Raw genomic sequence first — 15,271 nt, forward strand, 5'->3', positions numbered from 1 at the left:
ACAGAAACGTCACAGTGAATATAGACCTGACCGGGCGTGGCTGATAAGTTATCGCCATCTTGTTTTTGCCGGGTGGTCCAGGTCTGGGTTATGCATGTAGGCCCGGTAAGCGTAGCGCCACCGGGCTTTTTATTGGACAGCGTTTGTGAATACATTAGAAGACACTATCGGCAATACGCCGCTGGTGAAACTCCAGCGCATGACTCCGGATAATGGCAGTGAAATCTGGGTCAAGCTGGAGGGCAATAACCCGGCTGGATCGGTGAAAGATCGTGCGGCTTTATCGATGATCGTTCAGGCGGAAAAGCGCGGTGAAATTAAACCCGGCGATGTGCTGATCGAGGCCACCAGCGGTAATACCGGCATTGCGCTGGCGATGATCGCCGCGATGAAAGGCTACCGCATGAAACTGCTGATGCCGGACAACATGAGCCAGGAGCGCAGGGCGGCAATGCGCGCCTATGGCGCTGAACTGGTGCTGGTCAGCAAAGAGCAGGGCATGGAAGGCGCACGCGATCTGGCGGCTGAGATGGCGCAGCGCGGCGAAGGCAAGCTGCTGGATCAGTTCAATAATCCTGATAACCCTTACGCACACTACACCACCACCGGGCCGGAAATCTGGCAGCAAACCGGCGGACGGATCACTCACTTTGTCTCCAGCATGGGTACCACCGGCACCATCACCGGCGTATCCCGTTTTCTGCGCGAGCAGGAAAAAGCGGTGACCATTGTCGGTCTGCAACCGGAAGAGGGCAGCAGCATTCCTGGCATCCGTCGCTGGCCCGCTGAATATATGCCGGGGATCTTTAATGCCGCGCTGGTGGACGAGGTACTGGATATTCATCAGCGTGAAGCAGAGAATATCATGCGCGAGCTGGCCACCCGGGAAGGCATCTTCTGCGGCGTCAGTTCCGGCGGCGCGGTCGCCGGGGCGTTACGCGTGGCAAAGGCCATGCCGGGCACGGTCGTGGTGGCCATTATCTGCGATCGCGGCGATCGTTATCTCTCCACCGGCGTGTTTGGTGAAGAGAGTTATTCTCAGGGTTCAGGCATCTAAAGGAGGCAACAATGAACATGGTGTTGTTCAACGATAAAACCAGAGCGTTACAGGCGGATATTGTCGCCGTGCAGTCGCAGGTAGTTTACGGCAGCGTCGGTAACAGCATTGGCGTGCCGACCATCAAACGTCACCATCTCAATGTGATCGCCGTTCCGACGGTGCTGCTCAGTAATACCCCGCATTACGATACCTTCTACGGCGGCGTGATCCCCGACGAATGGTTCAGCGGTTATTTACAAGCGTTGCAGGAGCGGGATGCGCTGCGCCAGGTACGCGCGGTGACCACCGGTTATATGGGCAATGCGTCGCAGATTGCTATTCTGGCGCGCTGGCTGACGGCGCTGAAGGCGCAGCATCCTGATCTGCTGATCCTGGTGGACCCGGTTATTGGCGACATCGACAGCGGTATTTACGTCAAGCCGGAGCTGCCGGACGCCTATCGCCAGCATCTGCTGCCGCTGGCGCAGGGGCTGACGCCGAACGTTTTCGAACTGGAAGTGCTGACCGGCAAACCGTGCCGCGATCATGACAGCGCCATCGCCGCCGCCAAAGGGCTGCTCTCTGATTCTCTGAAATGGATTGTTATCACCAGTGCGCCGGGCGTTGCCGACAGCGACGACATGCACGTGGTGCTGGTCACGGCAGACAGTGTGGAAGTGATCACCCATCCGCGCGTGGCGACAGATTTAAAAGGCACCGGCGATCTGTTCTGCGCCGAACTGACCAGCGGCATCGTAAAAGGCTTAAGCCTGAGCGACGCGGTGAAAAAGGCGGGAACGCGGGTTTTTGAGGTGATGCGTTATACGCTGGATACCGGCCGTGATGAACTGCTGCTGCCGCCAGACCTGGTCTGAACGCAAAGCGACAGGCAAAAAAAAGGCACCCTGACGGTGCCTTTTTTATGTGCGGCAAGAATTACTTCTTGATGCGGATAACCGGGGTTTCGCCCACGGTCACGCTACCGGACAGTTTGATCAGCTCTTTGATTTCGTCCATGTTGGAGATAACAACCGGCGTCAGGGTAGACTTGGCTTTCTCTTCCAGCAGTGCCAGATCGAACTCGATGACCGGGTCGCCAACTTTAACGCGCTGGCCTTCTTCGGCGATACGTTTGAAACCTTCGCCTTTCAGTTCAACGGTATCAATACCGAAGTGAACGAACAGCTCAATGCCGCTATCGGATTCGATAGAGAAGGCATGGTTGGTTTCAAAGATTTTGCCGATGGTACCGTCAACCGGTGCCACCATTTTGTTGCCGGTTGGTTTGATAGCGATGCCATCACCAACGATTTTTTCAGCAAACACTACATCCGGCACATCTTCAATATTGACGATCTCGCCAGACAGCGGAGCGATAATCTCAATGGTTCCGGTATCTTTCTTATCGTCAGAAACCAGAGATTTCAGTTTATCGAACAAACCCATGATCTTCTCCTAAGCAGTAATTTGGGCCGCATCTCGTGGATTAGCAGATTGTTTTTTCTTCAATGAACTTGTTAACCAGCGTCATTAACTCGTCCGTTGTCGGTTGAGCAAGAGCCTGCTCTGCTAATACCTTCGCATCTTCGAAGTTCGTGTTACGGATAATCTTCTTAATGCGCGGGATAGAAATGGCACTCATACTGAATTCATCCAGACCCATCCCCAGCAACAGAAGTGTAGCACGTTCATCGCCTGCTAGCTCACCACACATGCCAGTCCATTTGCCTTCAGCATGAGAAGCATCAATGACTTGCTTGATAAGCGTCAGCACGGACGGTGACATCGGCTGGTAAAGATGTGAAATCATATCATTACCACGGTCAACTGCCAGCGTATACTGCGTTAAATCATTGGTACCGATGCTAAAGAAATCAACTTCTTTCGCCAGGTGACGGGCAATGGTCGCTGCGGCAGGGGTTTCCACCATCACGCCCACTTCAATGCTCTCGTCAAAGGCTTTACCTTCGTCACGCAGTTCCTGTTTGTAGATCTCGATCTCTTTTTTCAGCGTACGCACTTCTTCTACAGAGATGATCATCGGGAACATGATGCGCAGTTTGCCGAAGGCGGAGGCGCGCAGGATGGCGCGAACCTGATCGCGGAGGATCTCTTTACGATCCATGGCGATACGTACCGCACGCCAGCCCAGGAACGGGTTTTCTTCTTTCGGGAAGTTCATGTACGGCAGCTCTTTATCGCCGCCAATGTCCATGGTACGGACGATAACCGCTTGCGAGCCACAGGCTTCTGCAACCGCTTTATAGGCCGCAAACTGCTCTTCTTCGCTTGGCAGAGAGTCGCGATCCATGAACAGGAATTCGGTGCGGTACAGGCCGACGCCTTCCGCGCCGTTGCGCTCAGCACCGTCTACATCGCGGACAGTACCAATGTTGGCGCACACTTCAACCTGATGGCCGTCGAGCGTGATTGCCGGCAGATCTTTCAGCTTCGCCAGTTCAGCTTTTTCGCTGGCGACCTGTTCCTGCACGGCACGCAGTTTTTCGATCTCTTCGTTGGTCGGATTGACGTAAACCAGATTGTTTACGGCATCCAGAATCAGATAGTCGTCGTTTTTCACCTGCGAGGTGACGCTACCGGTGCCCACAATCGCTGGCAGCTCAAGAGAACGCGCCATGATAGAGGTGTGGGAGGTACGGCCGCCAACGTCGGTGATAAAGCCCAGCACCTTCTTCAGGTTCAGCTGTGCGGTTTCGGACGGAGTCAGATCGGCAGCGACCAGGATGACTTCATCCTGAATTGCGCTGAGATCGATAATCGCCAGGCCAAGGATATTGCGCAGCAGACGTTTACCGATGTCACGCACGTCAGCGGCGCGTTCTTTCAGGTATTCGTCATCCAGCTCTTCAAGAGCGGTGGCCTGACCTTCGATAATTTCGTGCGCGGCTGCATCAGCAGTGACGTGCTTATCTTTAATCAGGGCTATGATTTCCTGCTCAAGCTCCTCATCTTCGAGCAGCATAATGTGCCCTTCGAAGATGGCTTCTTTTTCTTCACCGAAAGTTTCGCCAGCTTTAGTCTTAATGGCTTCCAGTTGCGCTGATGCCTTGGCACGACCGCTCAGAAAACGTTCAACTTCCTGATCAACCTTGTCGGCAGAAATTTTTTTCCGGTCGATGACGATCTCGTCTTCTTTCAGCAGCAATGCTTTGCCGAAAGCGATACCCGGGGATGCTAAAATGCCTGAAATCATAACCCTACCTTACTTGTGACTGATTTTTAAAAGAACCCGTGAACTTACTCGAGTTCAGCCATCAGTTTAACCAGATGCTCAACGGCTTTCTGCTCGTCTTCGCCTTCTGCGGACAGCGTAACCACAGTACCCTGAGTCAGACCCAGAGTTTGCAGTTTGAACAGGCTTTTAGCACTGGCGCTTTTGCCATTGGAGGTCACAGTGATCTCAGAGGAGAAGCCTTTTGCTTCTTTAACAAACTGAGCAGCAGGGCGGGTATGCAGACCGTTCGGAGCGGTAATGGTAACTTCTTGCTGGAACATTGTATTTCCCCAACTTATAGGTTTAGTGTTGTGGAACTAAAGTCTAGCCTGGCGGCTTAACTTTAGCCTGTATTGTTAGCGCCGAGAGTAACGGGACGCGATACAGAAGCGTGTTGACGCAAATCCGGGCCGGAAACTTCTGGCCGTTAAGGTTTCGTCCGTCATTAATCATTATGCCGCGAAAGCGAGACCTGAACCAAATGATTAAATCGATTCAGCTGGCACAAAGTCACAATTCGATTAATTTCGCGCTTCGAAATAAATGTGGTGCTTAAATACCAGACCTGCAGGGGCGACGCAATGCTGCGCGAGTGGAAAGTTTGACGTGCGCCACAAAAAAGCACCCTGACAGGTGCTTTTTTGCGCGATTTTACTGTGCAGACATTACTGTTGCAGTTCTTTTTCAGTGAAGAGATCGGCAAACAGCGCAGTGCTCAAATAACGCTCACCTGAAGAAGGGAGAATAACGACAATATTCTTGTTGGTAAAGGTTTCGTCTTCCTGCAATTTCAATGCTGCCGCAACGGCGGCTCCGGAAGAGATGCCTGCCAGGATACCTTCTTCTTCCATCAGACGACGCGCGGTGTCGATGGCTTCTTCGTTAGTGATGGTGACCACTTTGTCGATAAGCTTAAGATCCAGGTTGCCAGGAATAAAGCCTGCGCCGATACCCTGGATTTTATGCGGGCCTGGCTTAAGCTCTTCGCCCGCCAGCGCCTGCTTGATCACCGGGGAGTCGGTCGGTTCAACCGCCACGGTGATGAGATCCGTTTTGCCTTTGGTATTTTTAATATAACGGCTCACTCCGGTCAGCGTACCGCCGGTGCCCACGCCTGCGATAAACACATCAACCTGTCCGTCGGTATCTTCCCAGATTTCCGGGCCAGTGGTTTTTTCGTGGATTTCCGGGTTCGCCGGGTTGCTGAACTGCTGAAGCAGCAGGTATTTCGATGGATCGCTGGCGACAATTTCTTCCGCCTTCTGGATCGCGCCTTTCATACCTTTCGCGCCTTCGGTCAGCACCAGGTTCGCGCCCAGCGCTTTTAGCAGTTTGCGGCGTTCAATGCTCATGGTTTCCGGCATGGTCAGCGTCAGCTTGTAACCGCGCGCGGCAGCCACATAGGCCAGCGCGATACCGGTGTTGCCGCTGGTCGGTTCAACCAGTTCAACACCCTGTTTCAGCACACCACGTTTTTCGGCATCCCAAATCATATTGGCACCGATACGGCATTTCACGCTGAAGCTCGGGTTGCGGGATTCAACCTTCGCTAGGATGCGTCCATTGCCGATGCGGTTCAGTCGAACCAGCGGCGTATGACCGATAGTCAACGAGTTGTCTTCAAAAATCTTACTCATAGCCCGTCCTTAACTGTATGAATTTGGGAACGTCATCAGCATACGCGGTTAAGAATGATGCGGAAGTAAGGATTTCGCATATCTATATGCTGATGAGAAATAATGACAACAAGTATGGAATAAGAAGAGGAATAATCCACTCACTTCCACAGCGCGTGTTTTGGCCGATAACAGTCCACCCACATCGCCGTTGCGCCGCACACTGCCACCGGCATGATGACCAGGTTAAAGAACGGGATCAGCGTAAACAGGCTGGTCAGCGCGCCAAACTGCATATTTGTGACCTTTTGCTGGCGTAACGCCTCGCGCATGGTTTTAAAGGGCACTTTATGATTATCAAAGGGATAATCGCAGTACTGAATCGCCAGCATCCAGGCGCTGAACAGGAACCACAGCACGGGAGCGACCGTCTGACCAATGCCAGGGATGAAATAAAGAAGCAGCAACACCAGGGCCCGCGGCAGATACCACGCCAGTTTCTGCCATTCACGCTTCATGATGCGCGGAATGTCTTTCATGATGGCGGCGATCCCTGCATCCGGCGGCGTTGCGCCGGTCAGACGCGCTTCCAGCTGTTCCGCCAGCAGGCCGTTGAAGGGGGCCGCGATCCAGTTGGCGAGGGTTGAGAAGAAATAGCCGAACACCAGCACCACCGAAATGACCACCAGAGGCCACAGTAAATAGCTCAGCCACTGGAGCCAGTCGGGTACGTGGGACATAAGTTGCGGGATCCAGCTGTCGAGCTGTAAAAAGAGCCATAAAAACGCGGCGCCCATCAGCAGAATATTGACCAGCAGCGGCATGATCACAAAGCGGCGAATGCCGGGGAGGGTGATGAGCTTCCAGCCCTGAGAAAAGTACCAGACGCCGCTACGAGGCGCGGTTGCAGATGATAAACCCATATCAGGCCAGACTCCTTTATTAACAGCCAGGGAAAGTGCACGGCTATATTAGCGGTTTACGCGCCGCTGGCTAGTTCGGAAATGTTCGAAAAAACAGCAAAAAGCACGATTTTGTTCATCTTTATGCAGTGAAAGCCATGTGTGCACTTGCACTTGCGGGAATCGGCAAATACTCTTAGTGAGTAAATGTTTGCCGTGGTGGCAAGGTGTTAGAACAACAGAGAATATAATGATGCAGGATTTGCGTCTGATATTAATCATTGTTGGCGCGATCGCCATAATCGCTCTGCTGGTACATGGGTTCTGGACCAGCCGGAAAGAGCGCTCTTCTATGTTCCGCGATCGCCCATTAAAACGCATGAAGTCGCGTCGCGATGATGAACCTTTTGAGGATGACATCGACGAAGACGCCGACGATGGCGTAGGTGAAGTTCGGGTTCACCGGGTTAACCCTGCACCGGGAACAGCCCCTGAGCAGGATGCCCCGCGTTCGCCTCAGCACCAGTATCAGCCGCCTTATGCGTCGGCACAGCCTCGCCCGACGGCACCCGTGCCGCCGCGTGACAGCGCGCCGGTGGCTTATGAGGAGCCGCCGCGTCAGCCGGTACAGCAGCCGCAGCAGCCTGTTCATCAACAGCCAGTGCATCAACAACCGGCTCAGCCGCAACCCGTACATCAACAGCCAGTTCATCCGCAACCGGCTCAACAACAGCCTGTTCACCAGCAGCCTGTCACGCATCAACCGCAGCCTGCGCCGCACGTCGAGCCGCAGTACAGCGCGCCGCAGCAGCCAGAACCCGCTCCAGCGCCCGTCGTTGAAGAGCCGGTTATCGCGCCTGAGCCGCCGAAGCGTAAAGAAACGGTGATTGTGATGAGCGTGGCCGCGCATCAGGGCACTGAGCTGAACGGCGACGTGCTGCTTAACAGCATTCAACAGGCCGGCTTTATGTTTGGCGACATGAACATTTTCCATCGTCACCTCAGCCCGGACGGCAGCGGCCCGGCCCTGTTTAGCCTGGCAAACATGGTCAATCCTGGTACCTTCGATCCGGAAATGACCGGCAACTTCACCACGCCTGGCGTCACTATCTTTATGCAGGTGCCGTCTTATGGCGATGAGTTGCAAAACTTCAAGCTTATGCTGCAATCTGCTCAGTACATTGCTGATGAAGTCGGCGGCATGGTGTTAGACGATCAGCGCCGTATGATGACGCCGCAAAAGCTGCGTGAGTATCAGGCCCGCATTCGCGAAGTTAAAGAGGCAAACGCGTAAACTGCGTATGGCTGTTTTAACCCCTTCCTGAACCCCCGCCTGTCGGGGGTTTTTATTATTGATGGTGTGTTATGGAATCAATCGAACAACAACTCACAGAACTGCGAACCACGCTTCGCCATCATGAATACCTGTATCACGTGATGGACGCGCCGGAAGTGCCCGATGCTGAATACGATCGGCTGTTGCGTGAACTGCGTGAACTGGAAGCGCAGCATCCCGACCTGATCACCCCCGACTCGCCAACCCAGCGCGTGGGCGCCGCACCTTTAAGCGCCTTTACCCAGATCCGCCACGAAGTGCCCATGCTGTCGCTGGAAAACGTCTTTGATGAAGAGAGCTTTCTGGCTTTTAACAAACGCGTGCAGGATCGACTGAAAAGCACAGACGCGCTGAGCTATTGCTGCGAACTGAAGCTGGACGGCCTTGCGGTGAGTATTCTTTATGAGAACGGTGTGCTGATCCGCGCTGCCACACGCGGCGACGGCACGACCGGTGAAGACATCACCACCAACGTACGCACCATCCGCGCCATTCCTCTGAAGCTGCACGGTGACAATATTCCGGCGCGCCTCGAAGTGCGCGGCGAAGTGTTCCTCCCGCAGGCGGGATTTGAGAAGATCAACGAGGAAGCCCGGCGCACTGGCGGTAAAATTTTTGCCAACCCGCGTAACGCCGCCGCGGGCTCGCTGCGCCAGCTTGATCCGCGCATCACCGCCAAACGCCCGTTAACCTTCTTCTGCTACGGCGTCGGTATTCTGGAAGGCGGCGAACTACCGCGCAGCCATCTTGAACGGTTACAGCAGTTCAAACGCTGGGGACTGCCGGTCAGCGACCGTATCCGCATTTGCGACACGCCGCAGGCGGTGCTGGATTTTTATCACAAGGTCGAAGAAGACCGCCCGCAGCTGGGTTTCGATATTGACGGCGTGGTGATCAAGGTGGACTCGCTGGATCTCCAGGAGCAGCTGGGCTTTGTCGCCCGTGCGCCGCGCTGGGCGGTGGCCTTTAAATTCCCGGCCCAGGAGCAGATGACCTGGGTGCGCGATGTTGAATTCCAGGTGGGGCGTACCGGTGCCATCACGCCGGTGGCGCGTCTGGAGCCGGTGCATGTCGCGGGGGTGCTGGTCAGTAACGCCACGCTGCATAACGCCGATGAAATTGCCCGCCTGGGGCTGAAAATCGGCGATAAAGTGGTGATCCGCCGCGCCGGGGATGTTATCCCGCAGGTGGTGAACGTCATTGAGTCGGAGCGTCCGGCGAATACCCGCGAAGTAGAATTCCCGACCCATTGCCCGGTCTGCGGCTCGGATGTGGAGCGCGTAGAAGGCGAAGCGGTAACCCGCTGTACCGGCGGCCTGATCTGCGGCGCGCAGCGTAAAGAATCTCTTAAGCACTTTGTCTCGCGCCGTGCCATGGATGTCGACGGCATGGGCGATAAAATTATCGACCAGCTGGTGGAGAAAGAGTACGTCCATACGCCAGCGGATCTGTTCAGACTCACCGCCGGGAAACTCACCGGGCTGGATCGCATGGGGCCGAAATCCGCGCAGAATATCGTTAACGCGCTGGAAAAATCGAAAGAGACCACCTTTGCCCGTTTCCTGTACGCGCTGGGCATTCGTGAAGTGGGTGAAGCCACCGCCGCCGGGCTGGCAGCCTATTTCGGCACGCTGGACGCGCTGATTGCCGCCTCCATCGACGAACTGCAAAAAGTGCCGGACGTCGGCATTGTGGTCGCCACCCATGTGCGTCACTTTCTGGATGAAGAGAGCAATAGGGACGTGATCCGCCAACTGGTGGAAGAAGTGGGGATCCACTGGGCGGCGCCTGTGGTGGTCAACGCCGAAGAAATCGACAGTCCGTTCGCCGGTAAAACCATCGTGCTGACCGGCAGCCTGAGCCAGATGTCACGTGATGATGCCAAAGCGGCGCTGCTGGCGCTGGGGGCGAAGGTTGCGGGCAGCGTGTCGAAGAAAACCGATCTGGTGATCGCAGGCGAAGCCGCCGGATCGAAGCTGGCGAAGGCGCAGGAGCTGGGGATAGAGGTGATCGACGAGGCGGAGATGATCCGTTTATTGGGTGCGTGAAATGGATAAAGCGCAGCTGATTGAAATCGCCAATACCGAAATGCCCTTTGGGAAATACAAAGGGCGCAGGCTGATTGATTTACCGGAAGAGTATTTGCTGTGGTTTGCCCGTAAGGATGAATTCCCCGCCGGGCATCTTGGTCAGCTGATGGCATTCACCCTGCTGATAAAAACTGAGGGGCTGACGCAGCTGGTGCAGCCCCTGCGACGTCCTTAACCCCGCGTGGCGTCGGAGGCAGCAGCCTCCTGCGCCTGCGACACCTCTGTCTGATGCTTATAGCGTCGCGCCATCACCGCACAGACCATCAGCTGGATCTGATGGAAAATCATCAGCGGTAGCACCATCATGCCCACCGCCGAAGCGGGAAAAAGAATGTTCGCCATCGGAACACCATTGGCGAGGCTTTTCTTCGAGCCGCAGAAAACAATGGTGATCTCATCGGCTTTGTTAAACCCGAAGCGGCGGGCGGCAAAAATATTGATGCCGATGATAATCGCCAGCAGCACAATGCTGACGACGACAATAAACAGCAGCGAGCCTGCGCCCACTTTATGCCAGATGCCGTTCACCACGGCCTCGCTGAAGGCTGAATAGACCACCAGCAGGATCGACGTCTGGTCCGTTTTCGAAATCCATTTTTTATGCTTGGTCACAAAGCCTGCGGTCCACGGACGCGACAGGTGGCCCAGCACGAACGGCAGCAGCAGTTGCAGCATAATTTTTCCTACCTGCTCAAGGCTGCCTTCCGCGCCGTGCATATTCATCACCAGGCCCACCAGCAGCGGCGACAGGAAAATCCCCAGCAGACTCGACGCTGACGCCGAACAGACGGCCGCGGCCACGTTACCCCCGGCAAGGGAAGTAAAGGCAATGGCGGACTGCACGGTGGCGGGCAGAATGCACAGATACAGAAAACCGGTGTACAGCTCCGGGCTGACGTTAACCGGCGCCCACCAGGCAAACAGGACGCCCAGCACCGGGAACACCACAAAGGTGCTGCACATCACCCACAGATGCAGCCGCCAGTGGCTGCCGCCGGCGATAATGGCTTCGCGGGAGAGTTTTGCGCCATGCATAAAGAACAGCAGGGCGATGGCGGCGGTCGTCAGCCCCTCAAAAAAGGGCACAAACCCACCGCGCGCCGGGAAGAACGACGCCAGTAATACCACCGCCACCAGCGTTAAGGTGAAGGGATCGAGAATGCGGAAAATTTTCATAAACACTCCTGAAGTCAGTATCGTTATTCTGCGTTTTTCTCTCTGCGAAATAAAAGTCATTTCTGTCATTCATTTATGAAACAGATAGGTTAAGGATCCGATACGTGCAATTCAGAAGAGTAAAAAAGGCAGGGCGGGGGAAAGGCCCGGCGGAAAGCCGGAGCCAGATGCAGTTGCGCGGTTAAATATAAATATCGATCTTGTGGTCGTCAGACGGGTTATTGACGCCTTCGGCCTGGGTCAGCTGTTTTTGCTCTTGTTTCTTTTCCGCTTCTTTGGCCTGCTCGTTTTGCAGCTGCGCCAGCTGTGCCTGGAGCATCTGGATCTGCGCGCGGATCTGCTCCTGCTGCTTTTGCTTTTCTTCGACAGTGCCTGAGCCGTTCGCCACTTCTTTCAGCTGCGCGGTCAGTTTGTTGATTTTCTGCGTCAGACGGCTGATCTGCGCCGCGGTGTCGTTCCCTGCGCTGGACGAGCCAGTACTGCCGCCGGTTTGCACTGACGGGGTGGTCGTCGAGATGGTGGTCATGATGAACTCCTTGTTTGCCATAAAATTGTTTTATCGGCATTTTTCAGCAGAGCTTGATACTCGCGCTCTTTATCATTACCAGCGTAAATAATTCTGACGACAATTTGCTGACCCCCGCCATTGATACAGAGGCGCTATCAATAGGCACCAAAAAGTGTATTGGTCAGGAAAGCCGCTGACTCGTTATAAAGCCAGAGTACCCGCGGAACCCTCTCCGCATGGCAATACATAACGATTAAGGACGCGCCATGACCTCTTCGCATTTTTCCGATCATCCTTTTACCTGTGCTGACATCATCCGCGCACGCAAACCCAACTTCACCCCGCGCGTGGCCTTTATTTTAGGTTCCGGGCTGGGCGCGCTGGCAGATCAGATCCAGGATGCGGTAGCCATCTCTTATGAAGACTTGCCGGGCTTCCCGGTCAGCACAGTACACGGTCACGCGGGCGAGCTGGTGCTCGGCACGCTGGCGGGCGTGCCGGTGGTGTGTATGAAAGGCCGTGGGCACTTTTATGAAGGCCGCGGGATGACGGTAATGACCGATGCGGTGCGCACCTTTAAGCTGCTGGGCTGTGAACTGCTGTTCTGTACCAATGCTGCCGGATCGCTGCGTCCGGAAGTCGGGCCGGGCAGTCTTGTCGCCCTTTCAGATCACATCAACACTATGCCGGGATCGCCGCTGTGCGGGCCGAACGATGACCGCTTCGGCGAACGGTTTTTCTCCCTGGCGAACGCCTATGACGCGGATTACCGCGCGCTGCTGCACACCGTGGCGCAGGAAGCGGGTTTCCCGCTCAGTGAAGGAGTGTTCGTCTCTTACTCCGGCCCGAACTTCGAAACGGCGGCGGAGATCCGTATGATGCAGATTATCGGCGGCGATGTGGTGGGCATGTCCGTGGTGCCGGAAGTCATTTCCGCCCGCCATTGCGGAATGAAAGTGGTGGCGGTGTCGGCCATCACCAACCTGGCGGAAGGGCTGGGGGACGTGAAGCTTTCCCATGCGCAGACCCTCGCCGCAGCGGAACTTTCGCGGCAGAACTTCATCGACCTGATTTGCGGTTTCCTGCGCAAGCTGGCCTGATAATCACAAATACCGCTCCGCTGGCCGGGGCGGTTTGTCTTTCTGCGACAAGGAAAAGGCTATGGGGATCACGGTTCGCTTAAAAATCATGTCGTTTTTGCAGTACTTCATCTGGGGAAGCTGGCTGGTGACCCTCGGTTCGTACATGATCAATACCCTGCATTTTACCGGCGCAAATGTGGGGATGGTCTACAGCTCGAAAGGGCTGGCGGCTATTATCATGCCGGGCATTATGGGGATCATCGCCGATAAATGGCTGCGGGCGGAGCGGGCTTACCTGCTTTGCCATCTGGTATGTGCCGGGGCGATGTTTTATGCCGCCAGCGTCAGTACGCCAGATCTGATGTTCTGGGTGATGCTGGTCAATGCGATGGCATTTATGCCGACCATTGCGCTGTCGAACAGTATTTCGTATTCCTGCCTTGAGCAGGCAGAGTTAGATACGGTAAGCCATTTTCCGCCGATCCGCGTTTACGGTACAGTGGGTTTTATCATTGCTATGTGGACGGTAAGCCTGATGGATCTGGAGCTTAGCAGCGCGCAGCTCTATATTGCCTCCGCTTCATCCCTGTGTCTTGCGGCCTACTCCTTAACGCTGCCCAGAATCCTGACGGTGGCGAAAAAAGTGTCGCAGTCGTGGAGCAGTAAGCTCGGCCTCGATGCTTTTGTGTTGTTCAAAAATCCCCGTATGGCGGTGTTTTTTCTCTTTGCCATGCTGCTGGGCGCGGTGCTGCAAATCACTAACGTGTTTGGCAACCCCTTCCTGCATGACTTTGCCCGCCAGCCGGAGTTTGCCGACAGCCTGGTGGTGAGATACCCGTCGATTTTGCTGTCTGTATCGCAAATGGCGGAGATCGGTTTTATCCTCACCATCCCGTTTTTTCTGCGGCGTTACGGCATAAAAACGGTGATGCTGATGAGCATGGTGGCGTGGATGCTGCGCTTTGGGCTGTTCGCCTTTGGCGATCCGTCGCCGTTCGGCTGCATGCTGCTGCTGATGTCGATGATTGTTTACGGCTGCGCTTTTGATTTCTTCAACATTTCCGGTTCGGTGTTTGTTGAGCAGGAGGTCAGTTCAGAGATCCGCGCCAGCGCGCAGGGTCTGTTTATGACCATGGTCAATGGCGTCGGGGCCTATGTCGGCTCTATCCTGAGCGGGCTGGCGGTGGATTATTTTTCCGTTGATGGCGTGAAGGACTGGCAGACCATCTGGCTGGTGTTTGCTGGCTATGCCCTGGCGCTGGCGGTGATCTTTTATTTCGCCTTTAACTATAAACATCAACCTGATAAGCGCGCAGATGTGGTACGTTCAGAGGCTTAATGATCCTCGCAGGCGTGCGAATCTGATGGAACCGCTGTACAAAATCGACCTGAAACTGCTGCGCTATTTTCTGGCTGTGGCAGAAGAACTGCACTTCGGGCGGGCTGCGGCCCGCCTTAACATGTCGCAGCCGCCCCTGAGTTTTCACATCAAAGACCTGGAAAACCAGCTGGGGACGCAACTGTTTGTCCGCCATTCCCGCAGCGTGGTGTTAACCCATGCGGGAAAGATTTTGCTGGAGGAGTCGCGCTGTCTGCTGAGTAACGTCAACCAGGCGCTGGCGCGGGTGGAGCAGATCGGGCGAGGCGAGGCAGGGCGCATTGAGCTGGGCGTGGTGGGCACGGCGCTGTGGGGCGGCATGCGTAACGTCCTGTATCGCTTTCTGAAGGACAATCCGGACGTCGAGGTGCGGTTTCGTGAGAAATCACCCGGAAGGCAGCAGACGCTGCTGGAGCGGCGGGAGCTGGATGCCGGCATCTGGCGGATGGCGCAGGATTTGCCCGCCGGTTTGACCCGCCAGCGGGTGCAGCAGGCGGCGTTTCTGGTGGCGATGCCGGATGAGCATCCGCTGACGGCCCGCGCATCCATTCCGCTGGCGCTATTGCGCGATGAACATTTTGTCACGCTGCCGTCGGTGCATTCTGACTGGGCGTTCCTGCAACGGGTCTGCCAGCGGGCAGGATTTTCGCCGGTGATTGTGCGCGAAGCGGTGGAGCCGCAAACGGTGCTGGCGATGATCAGCATGGGGATGGGCATCACCCTGATGGCGGACAGCTACGCGCAAATGCAGTGGCCTGGAGTGGCATTTCGCCCGCTAGAAGAGCGTATTCCCGCGGATTTGTATGTGGTGTATGAGGAAAAACAGGTGACGCCGGTGTTAGCGGGTTTGCTGGCGGCGCTGACGCAACAAGCGTAACTCATGCCCGGCGGCGCAGGCTTGCCGGGCAT

At 55.5% G+C, this 15,271-nt stretch carries 15 protein-coding genes; 8 read left to right on the plus strand and 7 right to left on the minus strand.

The genetic code is table 11. The features are described from left to right. The first annotated feature begins 145 nt into the window (after positions 1-145). The gene (gene cysM, locus QRD42_RS10255) at positions 146-1,057 is read left to right on the plus strand and encodes a cysteine synthase CysM (protein WP_321987041.1); all 912 of its coding nucleotides are present in this window, start codon (positions 146-148) and stop codon (positions 1,055-1,057) included. Positions 1,058-1,068: 11 nt separating this feature from the next. Beyond that, a complete protein-coding gene (gene pdxK, locus QRD42_RS10260; RefSeq protein ID WP_072567669.1) occupies positions 1,069-1,914 on the plus strand; it encodes a pyridoxine/pyridoxal/pyridoxamine kinase in 846 nt (281 codons plus the stop codon). Positions 1,915-1,975: 61 nt separating this feature from the next. On the opposite strand, the gene crr is transcribed toward pdxK, so the two are convergent. The 5 genes from crr to cysZ form a co-directional block, all read right to left on the minus strand. Next, a complete protein-coding gene (crr, locus tag QRD42_RS10265; protein ID WP_049841435.1) occupies positions 1,976-2,485 on the minus strand; it encodes a PTS glucose transporter subunit IIA in 510 nt (169 codons plus the stop codon). A 40-nt stretch (positions 2,486-2,525) separates the two neighbouring features. Next, positions 2,526-4,253, minus strand: coding sequence for a phosphoenolpyruvate-protein phosphotransferase PtsI (gene ptsI / locus QRD42_RS10270; protein WP_072567670.1), 1,728 nt, complete (start codon positions 4,251-4,253; stop codon positions 2,526-2,528). 44 nt (positions 4,254-4,297) lie between these two features. Next, on the minus strand, positions 4,298-4,555 hold the full coding sequence (gene ptsH, locus QRD42_RS10275; protein WP_043017126.1) for a phosphocarrier protein Hpr: 258 nt from the start codon (positions 4,553-4,555) through the stop codon (positions 4,298-4,300). 384 nt (positions 4,556-4,939) lie between these two features. Beyond that, entirely contained in the window at positions 4,940-5,911 is a 972-nt protein-coding gene (cysK, locus tag QRD42_RS10280; protein ID WP_072567671.1) for a cysteine synthase A, read from the minus strand. Between the two features lie 140 nt (positions 5,912-6,051). Then, on the minus strand, positions 6,052-6,813 hold the full coding sequence (cysZ, locus tag QRD42_RS10285) for a sulfate transporter CysZ (protein ID WP_321987042.1): 762 nt from the start codon (positions 6,811-6,813) through the stop codon (positions 6,052-6,054). Between the two features lie 229 nt (positions 6,814-7,042). Between cysZ and zipA the strand changes: the two genes are divergently transcribed. The 3 genes from zipA (at position 7,043) to QRD42_RS10300 (ending at position 10,393) form a co-directional block, all read left to right on the plus strand. Beyond that, positions 7,043-8,086 carry a cell division protein ZipA gene (gene zipA, locus QRD42_RS10290; protein ID WP_072567673.1) on the plus strand — a complete coding sequence of 348 codons (1,044 nt, stop codon included), beginning with the start codon at positions 7,043-7,045 and terminating at the stop codon, positions 8,084-8,086. A 71-nt stretch (positions 8,087-8,157) separates the two neighbouring features. Next, the gene (gene ligA / locus QRD42_RS10295; RefSeq protein ID WP_321987043.1) at positions 8,158-10,176 is read left to right on the plus strand and encodes an NAD-dependent DNA ligase LigA; all 2,019 of its coding nucleotides are present in this window, start codon (positions 8,158-8,160) and stop codon (positions 10,174-10,176) included. Between the two features lies 1 nt (position 10,177). Further along, positions 10,178-10,393: a DUF3820 family protein gene (locus QRD42_RS10300; RefSeq protein ID WP_072567675.1), complete on the plus strand. Its 216-nt coding sequence runs from the start codon at positions 10,178-10,180 to the stop codon at positions 10,391-10,393. Here QRD42_RS10300 and QRD42_RS10305 read toward each other — a convergent pair. Then, complete coding sequence (locus tag QRD42_RS10305) at positions 10,390-11,394, minus strand: bile acid:sodium symporter family protein (RefSeq protein ID WP_321987044.1); 1,005 nt, start codon at positions 11,392-11,394, stop codon at positions 10,390-10,392. The genes QRD42_RS10300 and QRD42_RS10305 overlap by 4 nt on opposite strands. Positions 11,395-11,575: 181 nt before the next feature. Beyond that, the gene (locus QRD42_RS10310) at positions 11,576-11,920 is read right to left on the minus strand and encodes a FlxA-like family protein (RefSeq protein WP_318363326.1); all 345 of its coding nucleotides are present in this window, start codon (positions 11,918-11,920) and stop codon (positions 11,576-11,578) included. Positions 11,921-12,168: 248 nt separating this feature from the next. On the opposite strand from QRD42_RS10310, the gene xapA reads away from it, so the two are divergent. The 3 genes from xapA (at position 12,169) to QRD42_RS10325 (ending at position 15,239) form a co-directional block, all read left to right on the plus strand. Next, positions 12,169-13,002, plus strand: a complete 834-nt coding sequence (gene xapA / locus QRD42_RS10315) for a xanthosine phosphorylase (protein WP_321987045.1) — start codon at positions 12,169-12,171, stop codon at positions 13,000-13,002. Between the two features lie 61 nt (positions 13,003-13,063). Beyond that, a complete protein-coding gene (locus tag QRD42_RS10320; RefSeq protein ID WP_321987046.1) occupies positions 13,064-14,323 on the plus strand; it encodes a nucleoside permease in 1,260 nt (419 codons plus the stop codon). A gap of 25 nt (positions 14,324-14,348) precedes the next feature. Further along, a complete protein-coding gene (locus tag QRD42_RS10325) occupies positions 14,349-15,239 on the plus strand; it encodes a LysR family transcriptional regulator (protein ID WP_321987047.1) in 891 nt (296 codons plus the stop codon). Positions 15,240-15,271 lie beyond the last annotated feature (32 nt).

This window comes from Enterobacter sp. PGRG2, assembly GCF_030291195.1.
Lineage (GTDB): Bacteria > Pseudomonadota > Gammaproteobacteria > Enterobacterales > Enterobacteriaceae > Enterobacter_D.

What these genes read in the sequence shown, in the direction of transcription:
- crr (WP_049841435.1), bottom strand. Translation starts at nt 2,485, where the DNA reads ATGGGTTTGTTCGATAAACTGAAATCTCTGGTTTCTGACGATAAGAAA.
- QRD42_RS10300 (WP_072567675.1), top strand. Translation starts at nt 10,178, where the DNA reads ATGGATAAAGCGCAGCTGATTGAAATCGCCAATACCGAAATGCCCTTT.
- cysK (WP_072567671.1), bottom strand. Translation starts at nt 5,911, where the DNA reads ATGAGTAAGATTTTTGAAGACAACTCGTTGACTATCGGTCATACGCCG.
- QRD42_RS10325 (WP_321987047.1), top strand. Translation starts at nt 14,349, where the DNA reads ATGGAACCGCTGTACAAAATCGACCTGAAACTGCTGCGCTATTTTCTG.
- QRD42_RS10310 (WP_318363326.1), bottom strand. Translation starts at nt 11,920, where the DNA reads ATGACCACCATCTCGACGACCACCCCGTCAGTGCAAACCGGCGGCAGT.
- cysZ (WP_321987042.1), bottom strand. Translation starts at nt 6,813, where the DNA reads ATGGGTTTATCATCTGCAACCGCGCCTCGTAGCGGCGTCTGGTACTTT.
- ligA (WP_321987043.1), top strand. Translation starts at nt 8,158, where the DNA reads ATGGAATCAATCGAACAACAACTCACAGAACTGCGAACCACGCTTCGC.
- pdxK (WP_072567669.1), top strand. Translation starts at nt 1,069, where the DNA reads ATGAACATGGTGTTGTTCAACGATAAAACCAGAGCGTTACAGGCGGAT.
- QRD42_RS10305 (WP_321987044.1), bottom strand. Translation starts at nt 11,394, where the DNA reads ATGAAAATTTTCCGCATTCTCGATCCCTTCACCTTAACGCTGGTGGCG.
- xapA (WP_321987045.1), top strand. Translation starts at nt 12,169, where the DNA reads ATGACCTCTTCGCATTTTTCCGATCATCCTTTTACCTGTGCTGACATC.
- zipA (WP_072567673.1), top strand. Translation starts at nt 7,043, where the DNA reads ATGATGCAGGATTTGCGTCTGATATTAATCATTGTTGGCGCGATCGCC.
- QRD42_RS10320 (WP_321987046.1), top strand. Translation starts at nt 13,064, where the DNA reads ATGGGGATCACGGTTCGCTTAAAAATCATGTCGTTTTTGCAGTACTTC.
- ptsH (WP_043017126.1), bottom strand. Translation starts at nt 4,555, where the DNA reads ATGTTCCAGCAAGAAGTTACCATTACCGCTCCGAACGGTCTGCATACC.
- ptsI (WP_072567670.1), bottom strand. Translation starts at nt 4,253, where the DNA reads ATGATTTCAGGCATTTTAGCATCCCCGGGTATCGCTTTCGGCAAAGCA.